The organism is Mycobacterium sp. IDUB_5 (assembly GCF_055419565.1).
The window spans coordinates 376,219-389,370 of the sequence record NZ_JBVAXX010000003.1; the positions used below are offsets into that span (position 1 = coordinate 376,219).

Annotated in this window: 14 protein-coding genes; 6 read left to right on the plus strand and 8 right to left on the minus strand. The window is 68.3% G+C overall.

The genetic code is table 11. The features are described from left to right. Position 1 precedes the first annotated feature (1 nt). Positions 2–1,537, plus strand: coding sequence for an FAD-dependent oxidoreductase (locus ACZY1G_RS11130; protein ID WP_463814319.1), 1,536 nt, complete (start codon positions 2–4; stop codon positions 1,535–1,537). Further along, positions 1,534–2,544 carry a DUF5914 domain-containing protein gene (locus ACZY1G_RS11135; RefSeq protein WP_463822385.1) on the plus strand — a complete coding sequence of 337 codons (1,011 nt, stop codon included), beginning with the start codon at positions 1,534–1,536 and terminating at the stop codon, positions 2,542–2,544. Before ACZY1G_RS11130 ends, ACZY1G_RS11135 begins: the two co-directional genes overlap by 4 nt. Here the strand turns inward: ACZY1G_RS11135 and idi are convergent. The 4 genes from idi to ACZY1G_RS11155 are packed head-to-tail and all read right to left on the minus strand — an operon-like array spanning position 2,541 to position 5,678. Next, positions 2,541–3,074: an isopentenyl-diphosphate Delta-isomerase gene (gene idi / locus ACZY1G_RS11140; RefSeq protein WP_463822386.1), complete on the minus strand. Its 534-nt coding sequence runs from the start codon at positions 3,072–3,074 to the stop codon at positions 2,541–2,543. The two genes, ACZY1G_RS11135 and idi, sit on opposite strands and share 4 nt — an antisense overlap. Before the next feature lie 55 nt (positions 3,075–3,129). Further along, a complete protein-coding gene (locus tag ACZY1G_RS11145) occupies positions 3,130–4,362 on the minus strand; it encodes an NRAMP family divalent metal transporter (RefSeq protein ID WP_463822387.1) in 1,233 nt (410 codons plus the stop codon). Further along, positions 4,359–5,168: a magnesium transporter gene (locus ACZY1G_RS11150; RefSeq protein ID WP_463814870.1), complete on the minus strand. Its 810-nt coding sequence runs from the start codon at positions 5,166–5,168 to the stop codon at positions 4,359–4,361. The genes ACZY1G_RS11145 and ACZY1G_RS11150 overlap by 4 nt, the downstream gene beginning before the upstream one ends. Positions 5,169–5,192: 24 nt before the next feature. Further along, positions 5,193–5,678, minus strand: coding sequence for a CGNR zinc finger domain-containing protein (locus ACZY1G_RS11155; protein WP_463822388.1), 486 nt, complete (start codon positions 5,676–5,678; stop codon positions 5,193–5,195). An 86-nt stretch (positions 5,679–5,764) separates the two neighbouring features. Between ACZY1G_RS11155 and ACZY1G_RS11160 the strand changes: the two genes are divergently transcribed. Both ACZY1G_RS11160 and ACZY1G_RS11165 read left to right on the plus strand, forming a co-directional pair. After that, a complete protein-coding gene (locus tag ACZY1G_RS11160; RefSeq protein WP_463822389.1) occupies positions 5,765–6,631 on the plus strand; it encodes an alpha/beta fold hydrolase in 867 nt (288 codons plus the stop codon). A gap of 28 nt (positions 6,632–6,659) precedes the next feature. Then, on the plus strand, positions 6,660–7,730 hold the full coding sequence (locus ACZY1G_RS11165) for an AI-2E family transporter (protein ID WP_463822390.1): 1,071 nt from the start codon (positions 6,660–6,662) through the stop codon (positions 7,728–7,730). Positions 7,731–7,772: 42 nt separating this feature from the next. On the opposite strand, the gene ACZY1G_RS11170 is transcribed toward ACZY1G_RS11165, so the two are convergent. From ACZY1G_RS11170 to sdhC, 4 genes are read right to left on the minus strand one after another with little or no spacing between them, the layout of a single operon-like run. Further along, the gene (locus ACZY1G_RS11170; RefSeq protein WP_463814326.1) at positions 7,773–8,543 is read right to left on the minus strand and encodes a succinate dehydrogenase iron-sulfur subunit; all 771 of its coding nucleotides are present in this window, start codon (positions 8,541–8,543) and stop codon (positions 7,773–7,775) included. 1 nt (position 8,544) lies between these two features. Further along, a complete protein-coding gene (gene sdhA / locus ACZY1G_RS11175; RefSeq protein ID WP_463814327.1) occupies positions 8,545–10,299 on the minus strand; it encodes a succinate dehydrogenase flavoprotein subunit in 1,755 nt (584 codons plus the stop codon). 13 nt (positions 10,300–10,312) lie between these two features. Further along, positions 10,313–10,786, minus strand: a complete 474-nt coding sequence (locus tag ACZY1G_RS11180; protein WP_463814328.1) for a succinate dehydrogenase hydrophobic membrane anchor subunit — start codon at positions 10,784–10,786, stop codon at positions 10,313–10,315. Continuing rightward, positions 10,787–11,212 carry a succinate dehydrogenase, cytochrome b556 subunit gene (gene sdhC / locus ACZY1G_RS11185; protein WP_335333221.1) on the minus strand — a complete coding sequence of 142 codons (426 nt, stop codon included), beginning with the start codon at positions 11,210–11,212 and terminating at the stop codon, positions 10,787–10,789. A 218-nt stretch (positions 11,213–11,430) separates the two neighbouring features. On the opposite strand from sdhC, the gene ACZY1G_RS11190 reads away from it, so the two are divergent. Both ACZY1G_RS11190 and ACZY1G_RS11195 read left to right on the plus strand, forming a co-directional pair. Then, positions 11,431–11,850: a cytidine deaminase gene (locus ACZY1G_RS11190; protein ID WP_463814329.1), complete on the plus strand. Its 420-nt coding sequence runs from the start codon at positions 11,431–11,433 to the stop codon at positions 11,848–11,850. Then, positions 11,850–13,145: a thymidine phosphorylase gene (locus ACZY1G_RS11195; protein WP_463814330.1), complete on the plus strand. Its 1,296-nt coding sequence runs from the start codon at positions 11,850–11,852 to the stop codon at positions 13,143–13,145. The genes ACZY1G_RS11190 and ACZY1G_RS11195 overlap by 1 nt, the downstream gene beginning before the upstream one ends. Positions 13,146–13,152 lie beyond the last annotated feature (7 nt).

The window sequence follows — 13,152 nt, forward strand, 5'->3', positions numbered from 1 at the left end:
GGTGACTGATCGTCGCCGGCAGACCTGGCCCGCCCGCCCCGGGCGTCCCGCGATCACCGGTGACGACGCCCGTCCCCGCGTGGTCGTGGTGGGCGGCGGGATCGCTGGCCTGGCGGCGGCGACCGGCCTGGCCGAACGCGGTGTCGCCGTCGACGTCATCGAGCGTCAGGCCTATCTCGGTGGTCGCGTGGGCGGGTGGACCGAGACGCTGGCCGACGGGTCGCAGACCGGGATGAACCGCGGCTTCCACGCGTTCTTCCGGCAGTACTACAACCTGCGTGCGCTGCTGAGGCGTGGCGATCCGGCTCTGTCGGCGCTGACACCGGTCTCCGACTACCCGCTGATCGACGGCTCCGGTCGGCAGGACACGTTCCGCGGGTTGCCGCAGACGCCGCCGCTGAATGCATTGGCGTTCGCGTTGCGCAGCCCCACCTTTCGGTTGCGCGACCTCGTGCGCATCGACGCGAAGGCGGCTGCGCCGCTCGCGGCGGTGTCCGTACCCGATACGTATAGACAGCTCGACCATCGGGATGCGCAGACATTTCTGCGCGACATCAACTTTCCCGACGCGGCGCGTCACCTCGCGTTCGAGGTCTTCGCCCGCAGTTTCTTTGCCCGGCCCGAGGCGCTGTCGGCCGGGGAACTGGTCACGATGTTCCACATCTATTTCCTGGGCTCCAGCGAAGGTCTCATCTTCGACGTCGCGAACGCCAATTTCGATGTGGCTCTGTGGAATCCGCTGCGCGACTACCTTGCGGGACGCGGCGTGGTGTTCCACACGGGGGAGACCGTCGACGCCGTGACGGCCGCGGACGCTGTGACGGTGCGGACCGCAGGCGGTGACGTCCTCGACGCCGACGGCGTGGTCCTCGCCACCGACGTCGCCGGTCTGCAGCGTATCGTCGCGGCGTCACCCGGGTTGGGGGATGTGTCGTGGCGGCAGCGGGTCGCGGCGATGGGCACCGCACCACCGTTCGTGGTGCTGCGGCTGTGGCTGGACCGTCCGGTGCGCCCGGACCGCGCCGCCTTCGTCGGGACGGGGGGACGCGAACCGTTGGACAATGTCAGCGTGGTGGAACGCTACGAGCGGGAGGCCGCGCGATGGGCGGCGCGGACCGGGGGATCGGTCGTGGAACTGCACGCCTACTCGGTCACAGAACCGGTGGCCGCCGAATCAATGAACACGGTGCGCGATGCGCTGATCGCACGCATGCAGGAGCTCTACCCTGAGACGGTGACTGCCTCGATTGTCGACGAGCGGCTCCTGCGCCGCGACGATTGTCCGCGCTTCGCTCCGGGCGACTTCGCCGACCGGCCGGGAGTCCGCACACCGGATCCGCGAATCATGCTGGCAGGAGACGGTATTCGCATCGATTTGCCGGTTGCCCTGATGGAGCGGGCCGCGACGACGGGCTGGACGGCCGCAAACGAGCTGCTGGGCGGCTTCGGGCTGGCCGGCCATCCCCTGCACACGGTGCCCAACCACGGACGCTCCGGCGTGTTGCGCCGGCTGGCCAGCGCGGGTGCGGCCCGATGAGCGAGGACAAGGGCTGGCGCCAAAGGGTCGCTGCCGCATGGCCGTTCGAGGTGCTCCCGGCGCTCGACTGGGCGGGTCAGACCCCGACCTACGCTGATGCCAACCCGGCGCTGATCTCGGCCGCGCTGCGCCGGGCTCAGCGCAAGGCGGGCGGCAATTGGTTCGCGTTCGCGGAGAGTTCGACGCTGACGTCCTCGGCGCTGGGCACCACCGTCGCCGGTCGCGAGATCGTCGCGTGGCGCGGGGCCGACGGTGCTCTGCTGGTCGCGCCCCGGGCGTGCCCGCACCTCGGCGCCGATCTGGCGACCGCGCCGGTGGAGTGCGGCACGCTGGTGTGCCCGTGGCACGGGCTGCGGCTCGGCGAACGCAGGCACGGGACGTGGAAGCCGTACGCGTCCTACGACGACGGGGTGCTGTGCTGGGTGCGCTTCGACGACGCCGTCGACCCGGCGACGTCGCCACTGTCTGACACACCGCCGCCGATGCCGCGCCCCGGCGATCCGGCGCTGGCCGCCGTGACGCGGCTCGAGGGCGTCTGCGAACCGGCCGACGTCGTGGCCAACCGGCTCGACCCCTGGCACGGCGCGTGGTTCCACCCGTATTCGTTCACCCAGCTCAAGGTGCTCAGTGCCCCGCCGGCCGAGGATGATCTGCCCGAGTCGCTCGACCGGTTCGTCGTCGACGTCACGTTCCGCATCGGACGTCTCGGCGTCCCCGTCATCGCGGAGTTCACCACGCCGGGTCCGCGCACGGTCACGATGCGCATCATCGAGGGCGAGGGGCAGGGCAGCGTCGTGGAGACCCACGCGACACCTCTCGGGCCAGGCCCCGACGGGCGGCCGAGGACCGCGGTGGTGGAGGCCGTGATCGCGCACTCGGATCGCCCCCACTTCGGCAAGGGGCTGGTGGCCGGCCCGCTGTTGCGGCCGCTGATGCGGCGCGCGGCGGCCAGGCTGTGGCGCGACGATCTGGCGTACGCCGAGCGTCTGTTCCAGACCAGGGGTTAACGGCCCCGCGGGACGCCGGCGTTGTCCAGCAGCGGGATCTGCTCGGCGGCCCACGGGCTGATCGCCCAGCCCAGGCCGGCGGCGGTGCGGGCGTGCTCCCAGGGCACCCACCGGTAGTCCATGACTTCCTCCGGGTCGGCGTGCACGGGTCCGTCGACGCGTCCGCAGTAGACCGGGCAGAGCTCGTTCTCGGCGACACCGTCGGCGGCCACGGCGTAGTAGCGGAAGTCGGGCAGCACGCAGGTCAGCTCGGCGATGCCGACGCCCAGTTCTTCACGCACGCGGCGGTGCACGGCGTCGGTCATCGACTCGTCAGGGGCGGGGTGGCCGCAGCAGGAGTTGGTCCAGATGCCGGCGAAGGTGCGCTTGTGCAGCGCCCGACGGGTCATCAGCACGTTGCCGGACTCGTCGAAGAGGTAGCAGGAGAACGCCAGGTGCAGCGGCGTTGACTCGTGGTGCACCTGCGCCTTGGGCGCGGACCCGAGGCGACGGCCGTCGTCGTCGACCAGGACAACCAGTTCATTCGGCATACGGTGAATTCGTCACCGCCCCCGGGTCGGATGGGTCCGATCGGCGAGACTCGGCTCACCCAGTGACCGACACCACCGCCAGCACGGCCACACACATCAGCACCACCGCGGTCGTCACGCCGTAGGCGATGGTCGCCGTCCGGCCGATGGCGAACTCGCCCATCAGATCCCGGTCGCGGCCCGTGCCGATCATCGCGATCAGCAGCGGTATCAGCAGCACCGCGTTGAGCACCTGCGTGCCGACCAGGATGGTCACCAGCGGCGCGCCAGGGATGAGAACCACCGTCGCGCCCAGTGCGCTCACCAGCCCGAACGAGACGTAGAACGTCCGCGCCTCGCCGACCGGATCGTCGAGGGCCGCTTCGACTCCGGCGTACTCACACACGGAGTACGCCGTCGACAGCGGGAGCACCGAGGCGGCGAGCAGTGCCGCACAGATCAGGCCGACGGCGAACAGTGTGGCCGCCGTGTCGCCTGCGAGAGGCTGCAGCGCCATGGCGGCGTCGGCGGCGTCTCTGATCGACCGGCCGTCGCGGTGCAGTGTCGCGGCGCAGGCCACCACGACGAAGAAGCCGATGACGCCGGTCAGTATCGCTCCGGTCACCACGTCGATGCGCTCGAACACCAGATCCTCGGTGCGCAACTTCTTGTCGACGGCGTAGGACTGGATGAACGACAGCCCCCAGGGCGCCAGGGTCGTTCCGACAGTCGCCGTGACGATCGCAATCGTCGCGCTGTCGGTCGGCATGCTCGGCACCACGAGCCCCCTGGCCGCCGCACCCCAGTCGGGCCGCGCCAGCACCCCCGAAGCGATGTAGGCGAGAAACACCGTCGACAACGCAAGCAGCACGTGCTCCACGCGATGAAAACTGCCGCGCAGCACCACCATCGACACGATCACCGCGGTGGCCGGCACGCTGATGTAGCGGCTGATCCCGAAGAGTTCGAAACCTGCTGCGATACCTGCGAATTCGGCACAGATGGTGCCGATGTTGGCGATCACCAGCGCGATCAGCACGGTGCCGCCGACCCGGACGCCGTAGCGCTGGCGTACCAGGCCGATCAGGCCCTGGCCGGTCACCACTCCCATGCGTGCGGCCAGACCGTGGAACATCACCAGCGCGACTGTCGACAACAACAGCACCCACAACAGTTGGTAGCCGTGCTCGGCGCCCAGCACCGAGTAGGTCGTGATGCCCGCAGGATCATCGTCGGAGAGGCCCGCCAGAAGTCCCGGGCCGGCGACCGCGAACAGACCACCGAGGGCGATCCCTTTCCGGCGCTTCACGTGCGACGCGGCCAGACGTGCGACCGCAGGAACCGCCGGGCGCGGGGGCGGGCGAGGCGGCGGCGCCACGTGCGGGCGTGCTCGGCGGGCATCGCGGCGACGATCTTGACGGCGGTCGTGTCGGGCAGTGCCCGCAGTACTCGCTCGCCCACCTCGGCAGGTCCGGCACGGACGACCTCGGCGGCCACATACGGATTCCGGGTGGCGAGAACGTCGGTCGCCGCGCCCGTGTCCAGTCGGCTGACCAGCGCGGCGAGCGCGCGCGCGTCGAGGTGGTGCACTGCCGAGCGCGGAGTGGCGAGTTGCACGGCATGGCCGCGATCGGAGGTCAGATGCAGATCGCTCCACGCGACTGCGTCTCGTCCCGCTCGGGCTGCCAGCCGACGCAGACCCAGCCGCCGCAGCACGGCGCCAAACCCGACCTCGACTCCGACGACCTCCATGTGTCCGTCGGGGGTGCGGGCCAGGACCACGTCGGCGACCCGGGCCAGCCGCTGCTCACCGATGTCCACCACCTGGGTGTCGAGAACATCGCGCCGCACAAGGATTTCGTCGTCGTCGAGCGCCGCGGACAGCGAACCGATCGCGAACTGGGCCGGCTCGTCGATGAGCGACAGCATGCCGTGGGCCGCCGACACCGCCGACCACGGCAGCAGCGCATCGCTCGCGCGAGAGCGCCGGATCAGCACGCGGTCGATCAGCGGCAGCGGATTCGGATCGGCCAGGCTGACCGTCAGGTCGGCAACGCGACCCACCGGTGTCCCGTCGGGACCGCGGACCACGGCCCCGACGACCTGGCTCAGCATCAGCACCTGAGAAGCATGCCCGACTCAGTCGGGGTGAGTGCGCCGATAGTGCCGCCGGGCCTTCATGCGATTTCCGCAGATCGCCATCGAGCACCACCGCGCGGTGTTCGGCTTGCTGCGATCCAGCAGGAACAGCTGGCATTCGTCATTGGCGCACGGCCGCAGACGCCCAGGGTTGGTGATCCGCAGCGTGTCCCACGCGATCACGGCCCGGGCTGCGGCGTCGACGCTCGTGAACTGCCAGTCGATGCCGCCGTCGGTCGCGACGGGCTGCAGCGCAACGCCGTCGAGAAGCTGCAGCAACGCCGCCGGCGATCGCTCACCACGGACCACCGCCTGCAGCACGTCCCGCGCAGCGACGAGGCCGGAGAGCTCGGACGGCTCGATGTCGTGCTCGGCAAGCCACTCCGACGTCAGGAGGTCGGTGGGCACGCCGTCGATGACCGGGGTGGTGTTCACGAGATCGAGCAGCAGTGTCTCGTCGTCGGGCCCCGCGACCGGAAGCTCCATGACTAACCTCCTAAATGCTATTGACAGGTTACACCTCCGAGGGTTCACTAGGAATAACCAGTAAAAGCAATTTTAGGAGTTATACCGTGAATGTCGTGCATCATCGCTACGCCACCGTCGCCGGTCGCCAGATCTTCTACCGCGAGGCAGGCACGCCGGGCTCGCCGGTGATCGTGCTGCTGCACGGGTTTCCCACCAGCTCGTTCATGTTCCGCGACCTGATCGGTGAACTGGCCGACCGCTATCACGTGATCGCGCCGGACTATCTCGGCTTCGGTTACTCCGACGCGCCGCCGGCCGACGAGTTCGACTACACCTTCGACGCGCTGGCCGAGCTGACCGCCGGCCTGCTCGACCAGCTCGCGATCACCACGTACGCCATGTACGTGCAGGACTACGGCGCCCCGGTCGGCTGGCGGCTGGCTCTGCGCGACCCACAGGCCATCGCCGCGATCATCACGCAGAACGGGAACGGCTACGACGCGGGCTTCGTCCCAGAGGGCTGGACGGCGGTCTGGGATTACCAGCGCGAGCAGACACCCGCGACGGCGGACAAGCTACGAGAGTTCCTGTCGTTCGAGGCGACGCGGATGCAATACGTGGCGGGCGTGCCCGACCCGAGCGTCGTCAGCCCCGACACCTGGCATCATGACCACGCGCTGCTGTCCCGGCCCGGCAACGACGCGATCCAGCTGGCTCTGTTCAAGGACTACGCGAGCAATCCCCGCCTCTACCCCAAGCTGCACGACTATCTGCGCACCAGCGCCGTGCCGGTGCTCGCGGTGTGGGGCGACAAGGATCCGTTCTTCGGACCCGACGGGGCCCGGGCCTTCGCCGAGGACGCTGTCGACGCCGAGATCCACCTGCGCGACGGCGGCCACTTCCTGCTGGAGAGCGACCTCGCCGCGGTGACAGCGCTGATCCGTGACTTCCTGGCTCGCCGATGGCGGTGAATTCCGCGCCGATGGGTAGAAAGGGCGGGTGGACCGCGGCCAGCTGTACAACAGGCATCTCCAGTCATTGGCGAGTGCGTCGCTGCGTCTCGTCGCGGTCGCAGCGGCGCTGTGGGTGCTCTCGTGGGTGATCGGCAAGACGTGGGTGATCCTGCTGCCGGTCGCGCTGGCGCTGATCCTGTGCACGGTGCTGTGGCCGCCGGTGCGCTGGTTGCGCGGCAAGGGGCTGCCGCCGGCTCCCGCGGCGCTGCTGGTTCTCGTCGCGGCCGTCGCCGTGCTGGCCGGGGTCATCGCCGCCGTCACGCCGGCGATCGTGAACCAGGCGGGCGAGCTGGCTGAACAGGCCACCGCCGGCGTCGTCGAGGTGCGCGACTGGCTCGGCGGACCGCCACTGAACATCAGTGACGCCCAACTGAACTCAGCGGTCGACGCAATCAACGACACGCTCAACTCCAGCAGCGCCAAGATCGCGGCCGGACTGTTCACCGGTGTCGGTGCCGCGACGTCGGCGCTGGTCACGGTGTTCACCGCGATCGTCGTCGCGTTCTTCTTCCTCAAGGACGGGCCGGGGTTCCTGCCGTGGCTGCGGCGCGTCGCGGGCATGCCCGCGGCCCCGCACCTGGCCGAGGTGCTCCAACGCGTCTGGGCCACCCTCGGCGGGTTCATCAGGACCCAGGCGCTGGTCAGCCTCGTCGACGCGGTGCTGATCGGCATCGGCCTGGTGATCCTCGGCGTCCCGCTGGCCTACGCGCTGGCGATCCTGACGTTCATCGGCGGCTTCGTACCGATCGTCGGCGCGTTCGTCGCGGGCGGGTTGGCAGTGCTCGTCGCGCTGGTGGCCAATGGTCCGGTCAATGCGCTGATCGTGCTGGGCATCATCGTCGCGGTGCAGCAGCTCGAGGGGAACGTGCTGCAGCCGTGGCTGCAGTCGAAGTCGATGAAGCTGCACGCGGTGATCGTGCTGCTCGCGGTGACGCTGGGCGCGTCGACATTCGGGGTGATCGGCGCGTTCCTGGCGGTGCCGGTGGCCGCGGCCGTCGCGGTGATCCTGCGCTACTACGACGAGCAGGTCGCTGAGAGTGTCAGCGCGCCAAATTAGATGGCGCGCTTCCTCGTCGGGCTCGTCCCTCGCTCGCCTTCGTCAGCGCGCGAACATCAACGCGCGCTTGACCTCCTGGATCGCCTTCGTGACCTCGATGCCACGCGGACACGCCTCGGTGCAGTTGAACGTGGTGCGGCAGCGCCACACCCCGTCCACGTCGTTGAGGATGTCCAGCCGTTCGGCGGCCCCCTCGTCACGGCTGTCGAAGATGAACCGGTGGGCGTTGACGATCGCCGCCGGGCCGAAGTAGGACCCCTCGCTCCAGTACACCGGGCAGCTGGTGGTGCAGCAGGCGCACAGGATGCACTTGGTGGTGTCGTCGTAACGCGCCCGGTCGGTCTGGCTCTGAATCCGCTCGCGGGTGGGCTGATTGCCCGAGGTGATCAGGTACGGCTTGATCGCCCGGTATGCGTCGAAGAACGGCTCCATGTCGACGACGAGGTCCTTCTCCACGGGCAACCCGCGGATCGGCTCGATCGTGATGGTCAGCGCCTTGTTCGGGTTCTTCGGCAGCATGTCGCGCATCAGCACCTTGCACGCCAACCGATTCACGCCGTTGATGCGCATGGCGTCCGACCCGCACACCCCGTGCGCGCAGGACCGGCGGAACGTCAACGTCCCGTCGAGGTACCACTTCACGTAGTGCAGCAGGTTCAGCAGCCGGTCGCTGGGCAGGCACGGTACGCGGAAGCTCTGCCAGCCTGCGTCATCGGGTGCTTCCGGGTTGAACCGGGCGATCTTCAGCGTCACCATCACCGCGCCCTCGGGCACGGGGGGAGTGTCTTGCTTGTCCAGAACTGGTGCACTCATCTCAGTACTTCCGTTCCATCGGCTCGTACCGCGTCTGCACCACCGGCTTGTAGTCCAGGCGGATGTCCGACAGCAGGTCCTTGCCGTCCTTGTAGGCCATGGTGTGACGCATGTAGTTGGTGTCGTCGCGGTTCGGGTAGTCCTCGCGGGCGTGTCCGCCGCGGGACTCCTTGCGGTTGAGCGCGCCGACCACGGTGACCTCCGCCAGCTCCAGCAGGAAGCCGAGCTCGATGGCCTCGAGCAGATCGCTGTTGTAGCGCTTGCCCTTGTCCTGCACCGTGATTCGGGCGTAGCGCTCCTTGAGCGCGTGAATGTCGGTCAGCGCCTGCTTGAGGGTCTCCTCGGTACGGAACACCGCGGCGTTGTTGTCCATCGACTGCTGCAGCGCACCCCGGATGTCGGCGACGCGCTCGTTGCCGTGCTCGGAGAGGATGTCGCCGACCCAGCCGACCACCATGTCGGCGGGCTTCTCCGGCAGGTCGACGAAGTCATGTCCCAGTGCGTAATTCGCGGCGGCGATGCCGGCACGGCGACCGAAGACGTTGATGTCGAGCAGCGAGTTGGTGCCCAGCCGGTTGGCGCCGTGCACCGAGACGCATGCGCATTCACCGGCGGCGTACAGACCCGGCACGACGGTGGTGTTGTCCGAGAGCACCTGCCCGTTGACGGTGGTGGGGATGCCGCCCATGACGTAGTGACAGGTCGGGTAGACGGGCACCAGTTCCTTCACCGGGTCGACGCCCAGGTAGGTGCGGGCGAACTCGGTGATGTCGGGCAGCTTGGCCTCGAGCACGTCCTCGCCGAGGTGGCGCACGTCGATGTAGACGTAGTCCTTGTTCGGTCCGGCGCCGCGACCCTCGAGCACCTCGAGAACCATGGAGCGGGCGACGATGTCGCGGGGCGCCAGGTCGACGATCGTGGGCGCATAGCGCTCCATGAACCGTTCGCCCTCACCGTTGAGCAGCCGGCCGCCCTCGCCGCGCACGGCCTCGGAGATCAGGATGCCCAGACCGGCCAGGCCCGTCGGGTGGAACTGGTGGAACTCCATGTCCTCCAGGGGAAGTCCCTTGCGGAAGACGATGCCCAGGCCGTCGCCGGTCAGCGTGTGCGCATTGGACGTGGTCTTGTACATCCGGCCCGACCCGCCGGTGGCGAACACGATCGCCTTGGCGTGGAAGACGTGGATGTCTCCGGTTGCGAGTTCGTAGGCGATGACGCCGGTGGCGACCGGACCCGACGGGGTCTCGGTCATCGCGATGTCGAGGGCGTAGAACTCGTTGAAGAACTCGACGTCGTGCTTGACGCAGTTTTGGTACAGCGTCTGCAGGATCATGTGGCCGGTGCGGTCGGCGGCATAGCAGGCCCGGCGCACCGGGGCTTTACCGTGATCGCGGGTGTGGCCGCCGAAGCGGCGCTGATCGATGCGGCCCTCGGGGGTGCGGTTGAACGGCATCCCCATCTTCTCGAGGTCGAGCACCGCATCGATGGCCTCCTTGGCCATGATCTCGACAGCATCCTGGTCGGCGAGGTAGTCGCCGCCCTTGACGGTGTCGAAGGTGTGCCACTCCCAGTTGTCCTCTTCGACATTCGCCAGCGCGGCGCACATTCCGCCCTGGGCCGCGCCGGTGTGCGAGCGCGTCGGATACAGCTTTGTCAGCACGGCGGTGCGCACGCGCGGGCCGGCCTCGACGGCGGCGCGCATGCCGGCGCCGCCGGCACCGACGATGACGACGTCGTAGCGGTGTTCTTGAATCATCGTGAGCTCCCGATCAAGAGATGGACGCGTCGAACGTCAGCAGCACGTAGGTGCCCAGCACCAGCACGAACACCATCGACAGGGCCAGCAGGGTGTTCAGCCAGAACTTGGTCGAATCCTTGCGGCTGTAGTCGGCGATGATCGTGCGCATGCCGTTGCCGCCGTGCAGCTGAGCGAGCCAGAGCAGCAGCAGGTCCCAGGTCTGCCAGAACGGCGAGGACCAGCGCTGCGCGACGAAGTTGAAGTCGATGCGGTACACGCCGCCGTCCCACATCAACATGATGAACAGGTGGCCGAGCGCCAGGAAGACGAGCACCAGGCCGGAGAAGCGCATGAACAGCCAGGCGTACTTCTCGAAGTTGGGCATCCCGCCCGCGCGCCGCGGCGACCGGGGATTGTCGAGGCTGGCCGGCCGGTCGTGGCTGCGCTGCATGACCGGCGCGCTGCCGCCGCGATCGCTGATGTGGTCGTACGGGTTCTCGGCCATTTAGAAGAACCTCTCCACCATGTGCATGCCGATCACACCCACGGACGCGATCAGCACCGTGAGGAAGACTCCGGCGACGACCCACAGCATCTTGCGTTGATGGCGCGGTCCCTCCGACCAGAAGTCGATCAGGATCACGCGGATGCCGTTGAGCGCGTGGTAGAGGACGGCGGCGACGAGGCCGAGCTCCATGAGGCCGATGATCGGCGTCTTGTAGGTCTCGATGATCTCGTTGTAGGCCTGCGGGCTGACCCGGACCAGCGCGGTGTCCGTCACGTGAACGAACAGAAAGAAGAAGATCGAGGCACCGGAGATTCGATGCAGAACCCACGACCACATCGCGGGATCGCCGCGATACAGGGTTCGTCGGCGCGACGGCTGCGAGCGTGGTGCCGCAATGTCGCCCGATGATGTTGCCGTACTCATCTGACCCCTCCAACGCCATCGGTGGATGCTCGGAGATGTGCCCGTCGGCTGGTTCTCCGAACCTCGCAGCGACTCTAATCTCCTTTGTACTGTCGAACGAACTAGCCTGTGGCCGTATGCCCTCGAAAACGGGCGTTTATTAGGGTCGCCTATCTGATACTGCTGGTCACGAGGCGGGGGGTTCGGAATGGATTCAGAATCTGCTGGGAAGGCCTGATGTGAGCGCCGATGTTGATTGGGAGTTGTTGCGGCGCAGTGCAATTGATGTTGCTCGGCACGCCTATGCGCCCTATTCGGGGTTCCCGGTCGGGGCCGCGGCACTGGTCGACGATTACCGAATAGTGACCGGGTGCAATGTGGAGAATGTCTCATATGGCCTGGGTCTCTGTGCGGAGTGCGCAGTGGTCTGCGCCCTGGTTTCCGGCGGTGGTGGGCGCCTGCTCGCACTGGCCTGCGTGGGCCCCGACGGCGCGACGTTGATGCCGTGCGGGCGCTGCCGGCAGGTGCTGCTCGAGCACGGCGGCCCTGACATGCTCGTCGACCATCCGTCAGGTCCGCGCCCGCTGCGCCAGCTGCTGCCCGACGCATTCGGACCCGACGATCTGGCCCGTAGGCCCGGGGAAATCGGGGAAAACTAGTGACCCAGAACACTTTCGGATCGAGTTTCGATGCGCCCACCGTCATTCGGACCAAGCGCGACGGCCACACCCTCTCCGACGCCGCGATCGACTGGGTGATCGACGCCTACACCCGCGACCGCGTCACCGACGGACAGATGGCGGCGCTGTTGATGGCGATCTTCCTGAAGGGCATGTCGACTCACGAGATCGCTCGCTGGACCGCGGCGATGGTCGCCTCCGGGGAGCGGTTCGACTTCTCCGACGTCGGCCGCCCGACCGTCGACAAGCACTCCACCGGCGGCGTCGGGGACAAGATCACCATCCCCCTGGTCCCGATGGTGATGGCGTGCGGTGGTGCGGTCCCGCAGGCGGCGGGACGGGGTCTCGGGCACACCGGCGGCACCCTGGACAAGCTCGAGTCGATCGCAGGGTTCACCGCGGAGATCACCAAACCGCAGATCCACCAACAACTTCGGGACCTCGGCGCGGCGATCTTCGCCGCCGGGGAGCTGGCGCCCGCCGACCGCAAGATCTACGCGCTGCGCGACGTCACCGGCACCACCGAATCGCTTCCGCTGATCGCGAGTTCGGTGATGAGCAAGAAGATCGCCGAAGGCGCCGCAGCGCTGGTGCTCGACACCAAGGTCGGCTCCGGGGCGTTCCTCGCCACCGAACCGGAGTCGCGCGAATTGGCGGAGACGATGGTCGCCCTGGGCCGCGAGCACGGGGTGGCCACCCGCGCGCTGCTGACTGACATGGAGGTGCCGCTGGGACGCACGGTCGGCAACGCGGTCGAGGTGGCCGAGTCGTTGGACGTCCTCGCCGGCGGCGGACCCGAGGACGTGGTCGAGTTGACCGTCGCGTTGGCGCGGGAGATGTGCGACGCGGCCGGTCTGGACGCCGTCGATCCGGCACAGACACTGCGCGACGGGTCGGCGATGGACCGGTTCCGCGCGTTGATCGCGGCGCAGGGTGGTGACCTCGCGACACCGTTGCCGATCGGTGCTCACAGCGAGACCGTGATCGCCTCGCGCAGTGGCACGATGGGGGACATCGACGCGATGGCCGTGGGACTCGCGGTGTGGCGGCTCGGCGCGGGCCGGTCGGCACCCGGCGAGCGGGTGCAGTTCGGCGCAGGAATGCGCATTCATCGTCGGCCCGGTGAACCCGTGGCCGCGGGTGAGACGCTGTTCACGCTCTACAGCGACACCCCCGAGCGGTTCGGGCCCGCCTTGTCGGAACTCGACGGGGCCTGGCGCGTGGGCGACGAGGCGCCGCCCACGCGTCCGCTGATCATCGACCGGATCACGTGAGGAGAGC